Raw genomic sequence first — 15,202 nt, 5'->3', positions numbered from 1 at the left:
TAAGTTACAAACCTTGATTCCAATCTGCGCTATACAAAGCCACTGGCCCTAGATGGCCTTGTGCTACCCCGCAGAACAACAAGAATTCAAGGAGGTGACCTGTGAAGCGTCTGCTCTATCCGGCCATCGCACTGATGAACCGGCTGAGCTTCGGCATGAAGTTCAGCCTGATCAGCGTCCTGTTCTTCCTGCCCATGCTGGTCACCAGCTTTTACCTGGTCCGCGACGCCTACAACCAGCTGCAGGCCACCCGCGGCGAACTCCAGGGGCTGGCGCCGCTGTCCGAGAGCCTGGCCCTGCGCGGGGACCTGGAGACCCTGGGCAACCTGCTGCAGATCAACGCCGTATTAGGCCAATCGGGTCAGGCCGGCGATGTGGAAAGCCGCATCGCCGGTCTGCAGGACAAGGTCCAGGCCCGGCTCGACGGCCTCAAGGGCAATGATCCGGCGCTCGAGGCCAAGCGTGTCGAGCTGGCCGAGGCCTTTGCCCGCGCCCGTGAGGAAAGCTCGCTGCAGAACAAGGCGGCGCTGTTCGACAAGCTGCTGGCCCAGGCCCAGGTGCTGGGCAAGCTGGTCGCCAGCCAGTCGGGCTTGAACCAGGACAGCCAGGCCTCGGTGCGTCAGCTGAGCGAGCTGGTCGGCAACGCCACGGCGCAGGTCACCCAGGCCCTGGGCGAGGGCCGGGCGATGGGCGCGGTGGCCCTCGGCCGCGGCTTCATGGATTCCTCGGGCAGCGCGCGCTTCGAAGACTTGCTGCAGCGTCTGGAGCGGCTGTCCGCCGACTATGCCATCCGCCTGGATGACGTCCTGGCCAGCGATGCCGGGCTCAAGGCCGCGCTGAACAGCGACGCCCAGGCCAGCCAGGCCACGGTCAAGCAGGCCGCGACCCTGTTCGAGGACCAGGTGGTGGTAGCCGAGACCCTGGATGCGCCTTGGGCAGGTTTCTACCAGCAGACCAGCGACCTGATGGCGCAAACCTACCGCTTCAACGACGCCGTCCTCGCCCACCTGCACGGCCAACTGGAAGAGCGCCTGGGCGAGCACCGCCTGCGCACGATCGCGCTGGTCGCGGCCCTGGCCACGGTGTTCGCGCTGATCGTCTACCTCTACGGTGGCTTCTACGTCTCCACCCGGGAAACCCTCGGCAACCTGGGCAACGCCATGGACAAGGTCGCCGCCGGCGACATGACCATCAGCTTCAAGGCCAACAGCCAGGACGAGCTCGGCGAGTTGGGGCGTGGCTTCAACGAGACGGTGCGGCGTATCCGCGGGTTGATCGAGCAGGTCGGCAAGACCGTGACCACGGTCGAGGAACAGGCCGGGCAGGTGCTGTCGGTGTCGAGCCGCAGCAACCAGGCGGTCAGTGGCCAGCGCGAGCAGATCGAGCAGGTGGCCACGGCGATGAACCAGATGAGCGCCACCGCGCAGGAGGTCGCCCGCAGCGCCGCCCTGGCCGCCGAAGGCGCGCAACGGGTCAACCACGAGAGCGCTTCGGGCCGCGACCTGGTGGAAAGCCAGCAGGGCAGCATCGCCCGCCTGGCCGGCGAGATCGACCAGAGCGTGGCGGCGGTGAACCAGCTGGCGGGCGACAGCCAGGCCATCGGCCGGGTGCTGGAAGTGATCCGCAGCATCGCTGAGCAGACCAACCTGCTGGCCCTCAACGCCGCCATCGAGGCAGCCCGGGCCGGCGAGCAGGGCAGGGGCTTCGCCGTGGTCGCCGACGAAGTGCGGACCTTGGCCAGGCGCACCCAGGACTCCACCGAAGAGATTGCGCAGATGATCCAGCGCCTGCAGGATGGCGTGGGCGCGGCGGTGCGGGTGATGGGCAGCAGCCACCAGATGGCTGCCGGCACCGTGGACGAGGCGCGTCAGGTGCAACAGGCCCTGGGCAATATCCTCGGCGCGGTGGGCGGGATCGTCGAGCAGAACCAGCAGATCGCCGCCGCCGTCGAGCAGCAGACCGCCGTAGCCCACGACATCGACCAGAACATCGTTGCGATCAACCGCGCGGCACAGGACACCACCGAGGGCGCCTGCCAGACCGAAGACGCCAGCCGGGCGTTGTCGGCGCAGGTGGTGGAGCTCAAGCGGTTGATCGGGGCGTTTCGGGTCTAAGCAGTGGCATTGAAAAACCGACGCAAGTCGGTTTTTCGTTTGGGGTGTCTCAGGGGGAGGATTGGCGGGCTTCGTAATGACGGGTCTGGTAAGGCAGCAGGGCTTGCGCTTTCAAACCGAGCCCTTCATCAAGTCCCCAGGATGCTGCCAATTCATCACGGCGCTTGCGTACAGCACTCTGTGGCTGGGCAATTGGCATGGCATAAGGAAACAGCTCAAGTGCATGGCGGGTATCCATGACTCGGTGAACTGACGCACAGGAAAAACGCGTCAGCTTTTCCAGCAAGTAACCCACTCGACGGACCTGAAGCTCATCGGGGTGGCGGCTAAGAAATACTCGGGCAGCGCCGACCAGGTCGACATCCGAATACCAGACAGCCTGTGCCACACGGACAAGGGTCGAATCATCCGCTTGACTCAGAGGGAACCTGGCAAGCTTGTTCAGGGCGGATGTAAAGAGGTTGTCGTCAAGACGCTTCGCCATCTTCGGGCTCCAGGAAGTCTCGCAAGAGATGGGTCAATACGGTAGTCGGTGGCTCCTTGGAACCAACATACACATCGATTGCCTCCAGTGCCAGCCGCCGTAGCTCAGTGGTCAGGATCAGGCCAGACCGCAATAGCGCGTGAATGTCGCTCAGGTCCTGTTCGGTCGCCCTGGCCAGCTTTGATATGGCGATGTCGACCGGAGCTGCGATACGAACATGCAAGGGGGAGGTTTCCGGGAACTCTGCCAATGGCAGGCTGCGATCCAGGTAGTCTTCGTGGATCGGCCCGAAAGTGGTGGTGTAATGCAGGTCGTAGTGCAGTTCCAGCACTCGTCCGGACTGGACGTCGAAGAAAGCCTGGGGCACCTCGGCAAGCAGAGCTTGCAGGTCGAAGTGCTCGGCAAGGCTGGTCTCGTAACATTCGCCATCGACATCCATGGACACGCGATGATGGGTGTAGAGATGGACGGCACACCCACCGAAGATGATGATTTTCAATGCGCCTGGCCCGGCTTGCTCTTGTGCCAGTTCCGCCTCTACTGACTTGAACATGGAAATCAGGGCTTGTCCCAGATCGCTGTGGGTGTTCGGGCGTGGAGGCATCAAATCCAGGCTGTCCATTGGCAACTTTGGTTTCCTGTTGATCAGCACAAAGCCTTGCCTGAGCGATGTGCACTCAAGCGCATTTAATGCATCAATCTATTGGGTAGGCCGAGGTACCGGAAACAGGAGAGTGGCTTCTGGATGTTGCCAACGGGCAGGCTTGAACAGCGGTGGTTACCAGCCAAATAGTGCGCAGGCGTTGTGGCTGCTGGCCTCGGCCAATTGCTCGACATCAACGCCGATAACTTCAGCCAGGGCCTGTGCAATTTCTGGTAAATATTCCGGACTGTTGCGCTGCCCTGGGAACATCGCCGGCGCCATGTCCGGCGCGTCGGTCTCCAGCACCACGCTGTCCAGTGGCAGCCGTGGCAGGGTCTTGCGCAGGCGCAATGCCTGGGGCCAGGTGCCGGCGCCGCCGAGTCCCAGCTTGAAGCCGAGCTTGATGTACTCCCGCGCCTCCTCGTAGCTGCCGGCAAAGGCATGGATGATCCCCGCCCGCGCCGGCTTGTAGCGCTTGAGCGTGGCGATCACCTGGGCGTGGCTGCGGCGTACGTGCAACAGCGACGGCAGCTCGAAGTCGCAGGCCAGTTGCAGCTGGGCCTCGAACAACGCCTGCTGGCGCGTTGGGTCCAGCTCGGGCAGGTAGAAGTCCAGGCCGAACTCACCCACCGCGCACAGCCGCGGATCGCCGCGCAGGCGTTCCAGCCAGTCGCGCAGCTGCACCAGGTGTTCAGGGCGGTGCTGCTCGAGGTAGATCGGGTGCAGCCCCAGCGCCGCGTACACGCCTTCGTTGGCGCAGGCCAGGTCCCAGACCCGCTGGAAATTGTCCTGGTGCACCCCCAGCACCACCATGCGCTCCACCCCGCGCGCCGCCGCGTTGGCCAGCAGGCGCGGGCGGTCGGCGTCGAAATCGGGGAAGTCGAGGTGGGTGTGGGTGTCGATCAGGCGCATGTTCAGGCCTTGGCGATCCGTTGCTTGAAGGTACGGCCAATGGCGTGCACACCGGGCTCGTAGCGCTTGTCCTCGATGGCGGCCAGGGCCAGTTCCAATGCGGTGGCGGCGATCAGGCCGTGCTGCTGGGCCATGGCGTTGACCGGCAGCGGCAGGAAATCGAGCAACTGGTTGTCGCCGAAGGTGCCCAGTTGCAGCTCGCGCGAATCCTCCGGGCGCGCCTGGAGCGTGTCGAACACGCCCTGCAGCAGCACGTAGGAGGTGGTCACCAGGGCATCCGGCAGACCGCCCAGTTCATCGATCAGTTGCTGCATCAGGCGCTGGCCGCATTCACGGCTGAAGGCCTCGCCCTGGTAGCGCCGCACGTCGCCGTCGAAGCCTTGCAGGGCCTCGTCGAAGCCACCGGCGCGGGCTTGGCTCACCGACAGCTCGGGGCGGGCGCCGATCAGGGCGATGCTGCGTGGGCGGGTTTTCAGCAGGCTTTGAGCCAGCTGGCGGCTGGCGTCACGATCGTCGCTGATCACCGAGCAGAAATGCGCCGGGTCCAGGCGTCGGTCGATGGCGATCACCGGCAGACCCTTGGCCTGCAGCTCGCGGTAGCTGTCGTCCTCCGGCGGCAGGCAGCTGGCGACGAACAGCGCATCGCAGCGTCGGGCGCGGAACAGCTGCTGCAACTGGCGTTCGCTGTCGGGCTGGTCGTCGCTGCTGGCGATCAGCAGCTGGTAGCCACGGGCACGGGCGCCTTGCTCCAGTTGCTTGGCGATGCGGGCGTAGCTGGGGTTCTCCAGATCCGGGAGAATGAAGCCCAGGGTGCGCGTGTGGCGGCTGCGCAGGCCGGCGGCCTGGGGGTTGGGCGTGAAGCCGTGGGCCTCGACCACCGCACGCACGCGCTCGACGGTGCTGTTGCTGATGCGCTGCTGTTCGGCCTTGCCATTGATGACGTAGCTGGCGGTGGTCACGGACACACCGGCCAGACGGGCGATATCGCTGAGTTTCACCGAATTTTCCTTATTGTTTCCGGGACTGGCCACGGGGCTGGACCGGCTAGTTTCACCCATCCACGGACCCGCGCGCAGACGACCATTGTCGCAATTGTCCGACAGGATGGGGCTTTTTCGTTGGCAGATTATCGAGTAACGTGGCCACTTGGTCAGATTAAACGTTTCAGCAAAACGAAATTTCCTGCCTGGAAATGCGCATTCGCCCGTTGCGCTGATCGTTTTGGCGGCTTTTGCCGTCGAATTCCACAACAATACCTCGGTAGCCGACGGGGCTGCCGCAAAAGGAGAGGGTCATGCTCGAGCTTGCCGTGGAGCAGATTGCCATGGGCCAGCGTGCCGCCGACAAGGGCGAGGCACTGGCGTTGCTGGCCGAACGACTGGTTGCCGATGGCCTGGTCGCCGAGGGCTACCTGGCAGGGCTGCAGGCCCGGGAGGCGCAGGGCTCGACCTTCCTCGGCCAGGGCATCGCCATCCCCCACGGCACGCCGCAGACCCGCGAGCTGGTGCACGCCACCGGTGTGCGCCTGCTGCAGTTCCCCGACGGCGTGGACTGGGGCGACGGGCAGATCGTCTACCTGGCCATCGGCATCGCCGCCCGCTCCGACGAACACCTGCGCCTGCTGCAACTGCTGACCCGCGCCCTGGGCGAAACCGACCTGGCCGAGGCGCTGCGTCGCGCCGGCAGCGCCGAGGCGCTGCTCAAGCTGCTGCAGGGCGCGCCGCGCGAGCTGGCGCTGGATGCCCAGCTGGTCGGCCTCAACCTGGCTGCGGAAGACTTCGATGAACTGGCCTGGCGCGGCGCTCGGCTGCTGCAACGCGGCGGCTGTGCCGACAGCGGCTTTGCCGCCGTGCTGCAGCAGACCGAGCCGCTGCCGCTGGGCGAAGGCCTGTGGTGGCTGCACAGTGAGCGCGAGGTGCGCCAGCCGGGCCTGGCCTTCGTCACCCCACAGCAGCCACTGCGCTACCGCGACCAGCCGCTCAATGGCCTGTTCTGCCTGGCCAGCCTCGGCGCCGCCCACCAGGCCTTGCTCGAGCGCCTGTGCGAGGTGCTGATCGAGGGCCGTGGGCAGATGCTCTACCAGGCCACCAGCAGCCGCGCCGTGCTCGAAGTGCTTGGCGGCGAGGCGCCCGCCGACTGGCCCAGTGTCCGGGTGATGCTGGCCAACGCCCATGGCCTGCATGCGCGTCCGGCCAAGGTGCTGGCGCAGTTGGCCAAGGGCTTCGAGGGCGAGATCCGCATCCGCCTGCAAGACAGCGCCCAGCCCGCCGTCTCGGTGAAGAGCCTGAGCAAGCTGCTGAGCCTGGGCGCTCGCCGTGGCCAGGTGCTGGAACTGATCGCCGAACCGGGCGTTGCCGCCGATGCCTTGCCGGTGCTGCTGGCCGCCATCGAGCAGGGGCTGGGCGAGGAGGTCGAGCCCTTGCCGCAAACGGCAGCAGTGGAGCAGCCGCAGGTCGAAACCCACCAGGCCCCGGCGCCCGGCAGCACCCTGCAGGGTGTCGCGGCCGCGCCGGGCATCGCCAGCGGCCCGGCCCATGTGTGCGTCGAACGCGAGATCGACTACCCGCTGCGCGGCCAGTCGCCCGGCCAGGAGCGCGCCAGGTTGCGAGCGGCCATCGACAAGGTGCACGCCGACCTGCAGGCCCTGGTGCAACGCAGCGACAAGGCCATCGGCGAAATCTTCGTCACTCACCAGGAAATGCTCGCCGATCCGGCCCTGACCGACGACGTCGAGCTGCGCCTGGCCCAGGGCGAGAGCGCCGCCGCCGCGTGGATGGCGGTGATCGAGAGCGCCGCCCGCCAGCAGGAAGCGCTGCACGATGCACTGCTGGCCGAGCGCGCCGCCGACCTGCGGGATATCGGTCGCCGTGTGCTGGCCCAGTTGTGTGGCGTGCAGGCGCTGGTCGAGCCCGAGCAGCCCTACGTGCTGGTGATGGCCGAGGTGGGCCCGTCCGATGTGGCGCGCCTGGACCCGGCGCGGGTCGCCGGCATCGTCACCGCCCAGGGCGGCGCCACGGCCCACAGCGCCATCGTCGCACGGGCCCTGGGCATCCCGGCGGTGGTCGGTGCCGGGGCGGCAGTGCTGCTGCTGGAGAGCGGCACGCCTTTGTTGCTCGATGGCCAGCGCGGGCAGGTCGAGGTCGCGCCGCCCGAGGCCCGCTTGCAACGGGCGCTGGCCGAGCGCGATGCCCGTGAGCGGCGCCTGCAGATCGCCTGGGCCAATCGCCATGAGCCGGCGCAGACCCGCGACGGCCATGCCATCGAAGTGTTCGCCAACATCGGCGAAAGCAGTGGCATCGACAAGGTAGTGGAGCAGGGCGCCGAAGGCGTCGGCCTGCTGCGCACCGAGCTGATTTTCATGGCCCACCCGCAACTGCCCGATGTGGCCACCCAGGAGGCCGAGTACCGCCGGGTGCTCGACGGCCTGGGCGGGCGCCCGCTGGTGGTGCGTACCCTTGATGTGGGCGGCGACAAGCCCTTGCCGTACTGGCCGATCGCCGCTGAAGAAAACCCGTTCCTCGGCGTGCGCGGCGTGCGTCTGACCCTGCAACGCCCGCAGGTGATGGAAGACCAGCTGCGGGCCCTGCTGCGCGCAGCGGACGATCGCCCGCTGCGCATCATGTTCCCCATGGTCGGCCAGCTCCATGAATGGCGCGCCGCCAAGGCCATGGTCGAGCGCCTGCGCCAGGAAATTCCGGTGGCCGACCTGCAGGTGGGCATCATGGTCGAGGTACCGTCGGCCGCGTTGCTGGCGCCGCAGCTGGCCCGCGAGGTGGACTTCTTCAGCATCGGCACCAACGACCTGACCCAGTACACCCTGGCCATCGACCGTGGCCACCCGAGCCTCTCGGCCCAGGCCGATGGCCTGCACCCGGCGGTGCTCAACCTGATCGACATGACCGTGCGCGCCGCCCATGCCCAGGGCAAGTGGGTGGGCGTGTGCGGCGAACTGGCGGCCGATCCGCAGGCCGTCGCCGTGCTGCTGGGCCTGGACGTGGACGAACTGAGCGTCGCCGCCCGCAGCATCCCTGAAGTCAAGGCACTGGTGCGCCAGGCCGACCTTTCGACGGCCCGCGCCCTGGCGCGCGAGGCCCTGCAACAAGACAGCGCCGAGGCAGTCCGGGCGCTGGTGGAGCGTTACTGATGGCCAAGATCCTCACCCTCACCCTCAACCCGGCGCTGGATATCACCATCAGCCTCGATCGCCTGCACCCCGGCGCGGTCAACCGCAGCCAGGCCCAGCACAGCCATGCCGCCGGCAAGGGGCTGAACGTCGCCCAGGTGCTGGCCGACCTGGGCCACAGCGTGACCGTCGGCGGTTTTCTCGGGCTCGACAACCTGGCGCCGTTCGAGGCGCTGATCGCCTGGCGTGGGTTCGCCGATTGCTTCGTCCGCGTGCCCGGCGAGACCCGCAGCAACATCAAGCTGGTCGAGGCCGATGGCCAGGTCACTGATATCAACGGACCGGGACCTGAAGTCGACGAGGCCGCCCGCGATGCCTTGCTGCGCCGCCTGGCCGAGGTGGCGCCGGGGCATGATGCCGTGGTGGTGGCCGGCAGCCTGCCGCGAGGGATCAGCCCCGAGTGGCTGCGCGAGCTGCTGCTGATGCTCAAGTCGCAGGGCCTGAAGGTGGCCCTGGACAGCAGCGGCGAAGCCTTGCGCGCCGGTCTCGAGGCCGCGCCCTGGCTGGTCAAGCCCAATACCGAGGAACTGGGCGAGGTGCTCGGACAGCCCGTGCTTGACCCGGCCGGCCAGCGCGCCGCCGCGCAGCGCTTGCTGGCCAGCGGCGTCGAGCATGTGGTGGTGTCCCAGGGCGAGCAGGGCGTGACCTGGTTCGCCGCCGGTCTGGCGCTGCATGCGCAACCGTCGAAGGTGCGCATCGCCAGCACCGTCGGCGCCGGTGATTCGCTGGTCGCAGGCATGGTCCATGGCCTGCTCCAGGCCGAGGCGCCCGCCGCCACCTTGCGCCGTGCCACCGCCATCGCCGCCCAGGCGGTCACCCAGGTCGGCTTCGGCATCCAGGACCGCGAGCAACTGGCCCGCCTGGAAGCCGCCGTGCACCTGGCAGAACAACAAGAAGAGGGCTGCTGATGAACATTGCCATTGTCACCGCCTGCCCCAACGGGCAGGTGTCCAGCGTGCTCAGCGCCCGCCTGTTGGCCGCCGCGGCCCAGCGTCGGGGCTGGAGCACCAGTGTCGAGGTGCAGGATGCCGAGCACCCCGAGCGTCGCCTGACCACGGCGCAGATTGCCGAGGCCGACTGGGTGCTGGTGGTCAGCACCGGGCCGGTGGACCTGGCGCGCTTCGCGGGCAAGCGCCTGTACCAGAGCACGCCGGCCCAGGCACTGGCAGATCGTGAGGAGTTTCTTGACGTAGCGGCCGCAGGGGCTCGGGTACACGAGTCGTCACCAGCACCGCAGGGCAGCGCGCCGAAAATCGTCGCGGTGACCGCCTGCCCGACCGGCGTGGCCCACACCTTCATGGCCGCCGAAGCGCTGCAACAGGCAGCGCAGGCCATGGGCTACCAGCTCACCGTGGAGACCCAGGGTTCGGTCGGGGCGCGCAATCCGCTGCCGGCCGAGGCCATCGCCGAGGCCGACGTGGTGCTGCTGGCCGCCGATATCGAAGTGCCGGCTGCGCGTTTCGCCGGCAAGCGCATCTACCGCTGCGGTACCGGCATCGCCCTCAAACAGGCCCGTGCCACGCTGGACAGGGCACTGGCCGAGGGCAAGGTGGAGGCTGCGGGGGATGCGCCTGGCGCGGTGCAGCAGGCCGAGAAGGCCGGCGTCTACAAGCACCTGCTGACCGGGGTGTCGTTCATGCTGCCGATGGTGGTGGCCGGCGGCTTGCTGATTGCCTTGTCGTTCGTGTTCGGCATCGAGGCCTACAAGGAGGCCGGCACGCTACCCGCCGCGCTGATGCAGATCGGCGGAGAGGCGGCGTTCAAGCTGATGGTGCCGCTGCTCGCCGGCTACATCGCCTGGTCCATCGCCGACCGTCCGGGGCTGGCGCCCGGGATGATCGGTGGCTTGCTGGCGAGCACGCTGGGGGCGGGCTTCATTGGTGGTATCGTCGCCGGCTTCCTGGCCGGCTACAGCGCCAAGGCCATCGCCCGCTGGGTGCGCCTGCCCAGCAGCCTCGACGCGCTCAAGCCGATCCTCATCATCCCGCTGCTGGCCAGCCTGTTCACTGGCCTGGTGATGATCTATGTGGTCGGCCAGCCCGTGGCCGCCATGCTCGAAGGGCTGACCCACTTCCTCGACAGCATGGGCACTACCAACGCCATCCTGCTCGGGCTGCTGCTCGGCGGCATGATGTGCGTGGACTTGGGCGGCCCGATCAACAAGGCCGCCTATGCGTTCTCGGTGGGGCTGCTGGCGTCGTCGAGCTATGCGCCGATGGCCGCGACCATGGCCGCCGGCATGGTGCCGCCGATAGGCCTGGGCATCGCCACCTTCCTGGCCCGGCGCAAGTTCGCCCAGAGCGAGCGCGAGGCCGGCAAGGCCGCGCTGGCGCTGGGGCTGTGCTTCATCTCCGAAGGGGCGATCCCGTTCGCCGCCAAGGACCCGTTGCGGGTGATCCCGGCGAGCATCGCCGGTGGCGCGTTGACCGGGGCCTTGTCGATGTACTTCGGCTGCAAGCTGATGGCGCCCCATGGCGGGCTGTTCGTGCTGCTGATCCCCAATGCGATCAACCATGCGCTGCTGTACCTGCTGGCGATCGTGGCCGGCAGCCTGCTGACGGCAGTGGTGTATGCCGTGATCAAGAAGAGCGAACAGGTGGAGATGGTGGTGGCGCCGGCCAAGGGCTAGCCAGGCCCGGCGCAATCCCTGTAGGAGCGGCCTTGTGCCGCGAAAGGGGCGCGGAGCGGCCCCAGGATTTCAGAGTCATACACAGTGAATGGGGCTGCTTTGCAGCCCTTTCGCGGCACAAGGCCGCTCCTACAGAGGTGCCGTCACCCCCGGGGCTTGCCCCGCAATGGCTTCAACAGATCGCCCAGCCCGTTGTGGTCGATCTCATGCATCAACGCCAGCAACCCACCCAGCTCTCCGGGCGGGAAGCCCTTGCGGGCAAACCATGCCAGGTAATCGCCAGGCAGGTCGGCGATGATCCGCCCCTGGTACTTGCCGAAGGGCATGGTGCGGGTGACCAGCAGTTGCAGGGATTCGGGTTTCATCGGGCATCGGCCTGTGGCAGGTGAAGCGCCGACCATACTGCAAACTGCACGACGACCCAAGCGGCGATCATGCAGAACGCCATTCCAAGACTTTGTTTATTTAATTACAAGTTATTGATTTTAATAAGTAAATTTATATTCATTGGCCTGGCACGAAGCTTGCTCCGGTAAAGGTGACTATCACCTGCCAAGGAGTTTGTTGCCATGAGCAATCCCAACAAAGACACGATCGACGTACTCAACGACCTGATCGAGTACAGCAAGGATGGTGAGAAAGGCTTCAAGACCTCTGCCGAGGATGTGAAGAATCCCCAGCTCAAAGCTTTCTTCGTGCAGCGCGCCAGCGAGTGCGCCAGTGCCGCGGCCGAGCTGCAGAGCGAAGTGCGCCGGCTGGGTGGCGATCCGGAAACCAGCACCAGTATCAGTGGCGACCTGCACCGTGGTTGGGTCAACCTCAAGTCGATGGTCACCGGCAAGGATGAAGAGGCGGTGCTCAACGAGGTGGAGCGCGGTGAAGACCATGCGCTCAAGGCCTACAAAGAGGCCCGTGAGAAGCTGGTCAAGCTGGGGCGCTCGGCCAATGACCAGAGCTATACGCTGGTGGAGAAGCAGCTGCAGGGAGTGCAGCGCAATCATGACCAGGTGAAAGCGCTGCGCAACGCGGCTCGCGCCCGGTCTTGAGATCTTTGGGGCCGCTCTGCGGCCCTTTTCTGATTTGCCTCGAACATCGTGGGAGCGGGCTTGCCCCGCGATGCAGTGTATGGCACCGGCTTCGCCAGTGATCGCGGGGCGAGCCCGCTCCCACGCTAACCCAGTTGGATCAAAGAATTACATTCAGGCCTGAGGCCCTTCCACCCGATTCCTGCCATTGGCCTTGGCGCGGTACAACGCCTCGTCCGCATCGGCCAACAGCGCCGACAGATCCTGCGCGGTGCCCGGTACATGCAGGCCGATCCCCACGCTGACCGTCACCGACCGCTCATCATCGCCAAACGGCGGCATCGCCTCGACGCTGGCGCGAATGCGCTCGGCCAGCAGCCGGGCGCCGGTCAGTTCAGTCTCCGGCAGCACCACCTGGAACTCCTCCCCGCCATAGCGCGCCGCCAGGTCAGCCGGGCGCCGGATGCACAGCTCCAGGGTCGTGGCCACCTCACGCAGCACATGATCGCCGCCGGCATGGCCATGGCGTTGGTTGAACGCCTTGAAGTGGTCCACATCCACCATCAGTACCGCCAGCGGCTTGCGGTTGCGCTGGGCGCGTGCCCATTCCTGGCGCAACACCTGGTCCAGGCGGCGGCGGTTGGCAAGGCCCGTGAGGCTGTCGGTGGCGGCAAGCGTGGCCAGGCCTTGCTCGGCATCGTGGCGGCGGCGCAATTCACGGCCCAGCAGCAGGGTCAGCCAGAGGATGCCGATGCACAGCACGCCGGTGGCCACGCTGACCACGATCGCGGTGCGGCGCCACGACTGGAACACCTCGTCGGCCGAGTGCGCCACCAGCACGATCAGCGGCAGGTCGGCGACCCGGGCGAAGGTATAGAGGCGCTGGCCCTCGTAGGCCGTCGAGCGGGCGGTGAAGCTGCCGCTGCGCTCCTCGAGGATGCGCTTGAAGTTGGGGCGCTCGCTGAAACTGGTGCCGATCATCGGGTCCTGCGGCCGGGTCGGCTGGCGCGCCAGCAGTTGGCCGTCGGTGTTGAGCAGGTTGATGCTGCTGTCCACGCCGATGTCCAGGCGCTGGAACAGTTCGTTGAAGTAGGACAGGCGCAGGGCCCCGGCGGCCAGGCCCTGGAATTCGCCGTTGGCGCCGGAGATGCGGCGGCTGAAGCTGATGCACCAGTCCAGGTCGCCCAGCCGCGCCTTGAACGGCGGGCTGATCAGCAGGCCCAGGCCCGGGCGGTCGCGGTGGGCCTGGAAGGCCACGGTGTCGGCGAAGTTGGCCTGGCGCGGCACTGCGCTGGTGGAGTCGCCAAGCACGTCGCCCTTGGCGTCGAGCCAGAGGATGTCGCCGCGCACCGGGGCGGAGAAGGCCTGGTTGAAGAGGATCTGCTGGCGCAGCTTGGCGGGCACGTTGAGCAGCTCAGGGTGCTGCACGGCCCAGATCAGGCCCTTGAGCGACTGGTCGTAGAGTTCGACGTTGCGCAGGATATCGCTTTCGATCAACTGCACGATGTTGCTCGAAGAGCGCATTTCCGATTGCTCGACGCTGTCGCGCTCGCGGGCCAGCAGGTAGCTGACGATGGCCACGATGGCGAGCACGGCAAGGCAGCTGCCCAGGTTGAGGACCAGCTCGGGGTGCGACTTGTACAGGGCGGATCGTGGTGATCGGGTGGGCAACGTCATGCTCGCAACTGCATAAGCCCCGGGATCCATGGGGAGTGGGCCGGAAAGCGGCGGCAGTATTTTAGGCAAGGCGGGATTGTCGGACAAGATCAAAGCTGATTTGGCCGACGGAAATGATTCAGTAGGCCCATCGCGGGGCAAGCCCGCTCCCACGCCTGATAAGCCACCTGGCGTGGGAGCGGGCTTGCCCCGCGATCGGTTTCAGATCAGAACACGTTCAACGGGTAATCCACGATCACGCGGAATTCGTCATTGTCCTGGATGTTCGAGTACGCCGCGTTGGCCCGGTGCGTGGCATAGCGCAGCAGCACCGACAGGTCCTTCAGCTGGCCTTGCTGGAACACGTACTTCACGTCGAAGTCGCGCTCCCAGTGCCGGGCATTCTCGCCGTCGGCGTTATAGAAGGCGTAGTACTGGGTGTCCTGGCTGGCCTTGGTCAGGTCGGCCTTGCCGCGCGAGTACGACAGCGAGGTGCTCAGGCCCGGCATGCCGATGCCGGCGAAGTCATAGTCGTACTGCAGCTTCCAGGAACGCTCGTTCGGCGCGTTGAAGTCCGAGTACATGCGCGAGTTGTCGAGGAAGATGCTGTCGCCCAGGTTGATGTAGTCGAACGGCGTGTCGCCGTTGACCCGCTGGTAGGCGGCGGTGACGCTGTGGTACCCAGCGGCCACGGTGAAGTGCACGCTCCAGGTGTTGTTGTCGATGTCGCCCAGCTTCGACTGGCCGGTGTCCTGGGTGTGGTAGAAGTGCACGCCCGGGTTCAGGCTGACCAGGTCGTTGACCTGGTAGGTGTAGTCGAAGTCGGCGTAGTACTGGTTCCAGATGTCCTTCAACTCGGCGGCGTAGACGTTGGCGGTAACGCCTTCGGTGCCGCTCCAGGAGGCGCCGGCCCAGCTCAGGTTCTGGCTGTCCTGCTCGCGCGTCTGGTTGCTGTAGTAGGTGTTGATGCGGCGGTGGCCGCTCTGGTTGTACGGCTTGGTGAAGCTGACCTTGCCGCCTTCGAGCATCAGCCCGTCGATGCTGCGGTTGGTCACGGCGACGCCGCGGAAGGTCTGCGGCAGCATGCGGCTTTCGCCACCGGCGATCACCGGGTTGGTGAGGAACAGGTCACCGGCCTTGAACTCGGTGTCGAAGCCCTTGAGCTTGATCGCGCCGCCGGCGGTGGAGAAGGCGTGGCGTGCCTTGTCTTCCGGCGCGCTCGGCAGGATCGAGGTGCCTGCGCGGCCGCCGCCGCCGTCCAGCTTCAGGCCGACCATGGCGTGGGCGTCGAGGCCGAAGCCGATCACGCCGGGCGTGTAGCCGGACTCGAAGCGCGCCACGGCGCCCTGGCCCCACTCGCGCTTATCCTTGATCGAGGCATTCTTCTCGTTGCGGTTGAAGTAGGCATTTCTGAAGTGCAGGTTCAGCGTGGAACCCTCGATGAAGCCATCAGCCTTGTCTTCATCGGCCTGTGCGGCCACGGGCATCGTTGCGGCCAATGCAACGAACAACGGGGTGAAACGAAACGCAAAAGACACCGGTACAAACTCCTTTGG

Annotated in this window: 12 protein-coding genes and 1 pseudogene; 6 read left to right on the top strand and 7 right to left on the bottom strand. The window is 66.5% G+C overall.

The window, feature by feature from the left end; all coding sequences use genetic code 11:
* Window positions 1-134: 134 nt before the first annotated feature.
* Both K2O50_RS26990 and K2O50_RS26985 read left to right on the top strand, forming a co-directional pair.
* Window positions 135-1,208: pseudogene (locus K2O50_RS26990) on the top strand (methyl-accepting chemotaxis protein); the annotation flags it as partial.
* A complete protein-coding gene (locus K2O50_RS26985; RefSeq protein WP_409077833.1) occupies window positions 1,185-2,114 on the top strand; it encodes a methyl-accepting chemotaxis protein in 930 nt (309 codons plus the stop codon). The pseudogene K2O50_RS26990 and the gene K2O50_RS26985, both read left to right, overlap by 24 nt.
* Before the next feature lie 49 nt (window positions 2,115-2,163).
* On the opposite strand, the gene K2O50_RS22215 is transcribed toward K2O50_RS26985, so the two are convergent.
* The 4 genes from K2O50_RS22215 to cra all read right to left on the bottom strand — a co-directional run bounded on the left by K2O50_RS22215 (window position 2,164) and on the right by cra (window position 5,151).
* Entirely contained in the window at window positions 2,164-2,598 is a 435-nt protein-coding gene (locus K2O50_RS22215) for a hypothetical protein (protein ID WP_082337630.1), read from the bottom strand.
* The gene (locus K2O50_RS22210) at window positions 2,582-3,220 is read right to left on the bottom strand and encodes a DUF6036 family nucleotidyltransferase (protein ID WP_050703779.1); all 639 of its coding nucleotides are present in this window, start codon (window positions 3,218-3,220) and stop codon (window positions 2,582-2,584) included. Before K2O50_RS22210 ends, K2O50_RS22215 begins: the two co-directional genes overlap by 17 nt.
* Before the next feature lie 156 nt (window positions 3,221-3,376).
* Window positions 3,377-4,153 (bottom strand): TatD family hydrolase, encoded by a 777-nt coding sequence (locus tag K2O50_RS22205; protein ID WP_050703780.1) that lies wholly within the window; start codon window positions 4,151-4,153, stop codon window positions 3,377-3,379.
* 2 nt (window positions 4,154-4,155) lie between these two features.
* Window positions 4,156-5,151: a catabolite repressor/activator gene (cra, locus tag K2O50_RS22200; protein ID WP_028689822.1), complete on the bottom strand. Its 996-nt coding sequence runs from the start codon at window positions 5,149-5,151 to the stop codon at window positions 4,156-4,158.
* 296 nt (window positions 5,152-5,447) lie between these two features.
* On the opposite strand from cra, the gene ptsP reads away from it, so the two are divergent.
* From ptsP to K2O50_RS22185, 3 genes are read left to right on the top strand one after another with little or no spacing between them, the layout of a single operon-like run.
* Window positions 5,448-8,297, top strand: a complete 2,850-nt coding sequence (ptsP, locus tag K2O50_RS22195; protein WP_050703781.1) for a phosphoenolpyruvate--protein phosphotransferase — start codon at window positions 5,448-5,450, stop codon at window positions 8,295-8,297.
* Window positions 8,297-9,244, top strand: a complete 948-nt coding sequence (pfkB, locus tag K2O50_RS22190; RefSeq protein ID WP_050703782.1) for a 1-phosphofructokinase — start codon at window positions 8,297-8,299, stop codon at window positions 9,242-9,244. Before ptsP ends, pfkB begins: the two co-directional genes overlap by 1 nt.
* Window positions 9,244-10,965 carry a PTS fructose-like transporter subunit IIB gene (locus K2O50_RS22185; RefSeq protein WP_050703783.1) on the top strand — a complete coding sequence of 574 codons (1,722 nt, stop codon included), beginning with the start codon at window positions 9,244-9,246 and terminating at the stop codon, window positions 10,963-10,965. The genes pfkB and K2O50_RS22185 overlap by 1 nt, the downstream gene beginning before the upstream one ends.
* Before the next feature lie 143 nt (window positions 10,966-11,108).
* On the opposite strand, the gene K2O50_RS22180 is transcribed toward K2O50_RS22185, so the two are convergent.
* Complete coding sequence (locus K2O50_RS22180; protein WP_050703784.1) at window positions 11,109-11,330, bottom strand: DUF3820 family protein; 222 nt, start codon at window positions 11,328-11,330, stop codon at window positions 11,109-11,111.
* A gap of 204 nt (window positions 11,331-11,534) precedes the next feature.
* Between K2O50_RS22180 and K2O50_RS22175 the strand changes: the two genes are divergently transcribed.
* Window positions 11,535-12,011, top strand: coding sequence for a PA2169 family four-helix-bundle protein (locus tag K2O50_RS22175; RefSeq protein ID WP_050703785.1), 477 nt, complete (start codon window positions 11,535-11,537; stop codon window positions 12,009-12,011).
* A 153-nt stretch (window positions 12,012-12,164) separates the two neighbouring features.
* On the opposite strand, the gene K2O50_RS22170 is transcribed toward K2O50_RS22175, so the two are convergent.
* Both K2O50_RS22170 and K2O50_RS22165 read right to left on the bottom strand, forming a co-directional pair.
* Window positions 12,165-13,661, bottom strand: a complete 1,497-nt coding sequence (locus K2O50_RS22170; protein ID WP_050703812.1) for a diguanylate cyclase — start codon at window positions 13,659-13,661, stop codon at window positions 12,165-12,167.
* 212 nt (window positions 13,662-13,873) lie between these two features.
* Window positions 13,874-15,184 (bottom strand): OprD family porin, encoded by a 1,311-nt coding sequence (locus K2O50_RS22165; protein ID WP_050703786.1) that lies wholly within the window; start codon window positions 15,182-15,184, stop codon window positions 13,874-13,876.
* Window positions 15,185-15,202: the final 18 nt, after the last annotated feature.

It is taken from the genome of Pseudomonas sp. 2hn, from assembly GCF_019646095.1.
In the GTDB taxonomy this organism is placed as follows: Bacteria; Pseudomonadota; Gammaproteobacteria; order Pseudomonadales; family Pseudomonadaceae; genus Aquipseudomonas; species Aquipseudomonas peradeniyensis.
Note: the sequence above shows the minus strand (reverse complement) of the source record. Positions and strands in the feature narration are given on the sequence as shown.

What these genes read in the sequence shown, in the direction of transcription:
- ptsP (WP_050703781.1), top strand. Translation starts at nt 5,448, where the DNA reads ATGCTCGAGCTTGCCGTGGAGCAGATTGCCATGGGCCAGCGTGCCGCC.
- K2O50_RS26985 (WP_409077833.1), top strand. Translation starts at nt 1,185, where the DNA reads ATGACCATCAGCTTCAAGGCCAACAGCCAGGACGAGCTCGGCGAGTTG.
- K2O50_RS22175 (WP_050703785.1), top strand. Translation starts at nt 11,535, where the DNA reads ATGAGCAATCCCAACAAAGACACGATCGACGTACTCAACGACCTGATC.
- K2O50_RS22210 (WP_050703779.1), bottom strand. Translation starts at nt 3,220, where the DNA reads ATGGACAGCCTGGATTTGATGCCTCCACGCCCGAACACCCACAGCGAT.
- K2O50_RS22185 (WP_050703783.1), top strand. Translation starts at nt 9,244, where the DNA reads ATGAACATTGCCATTGTCACCGCCTGCCCCAACGGGCAGGTGTCCAGC.
- pfkB (WP_050703782.1), top strand. Translation starts at nt 8,297, where the DNA reads ATGGCCAAGATCCTCACCCTCACCCTCAACCCGGCGCTGGATATCACC.
- K2O50_RS22205 (WP_050703780.1), bottom strand. Translation starts at nt 4,153, where the DNA reads ATGCGCCTGATCGACACCCACACCCACCTCGACTTCCCCGATTTCGAC.
- K2O50_RS22180 (WP_050703784.1), bottom strand. Translation starts at nt 11,330, where the DNA reads ATGAAACCCGAATCCCTGCAACTGCTGGTCACCCGCACCATGCCCTTC.
- K2O50_RS22215 (WP_082337630.1), bottom strand. Translation starts at nt 2,598, where the DNA reads ATGGCGAAGCGTCTTGACGACAACCTCTTTACATCCGCCCTGAACAAG.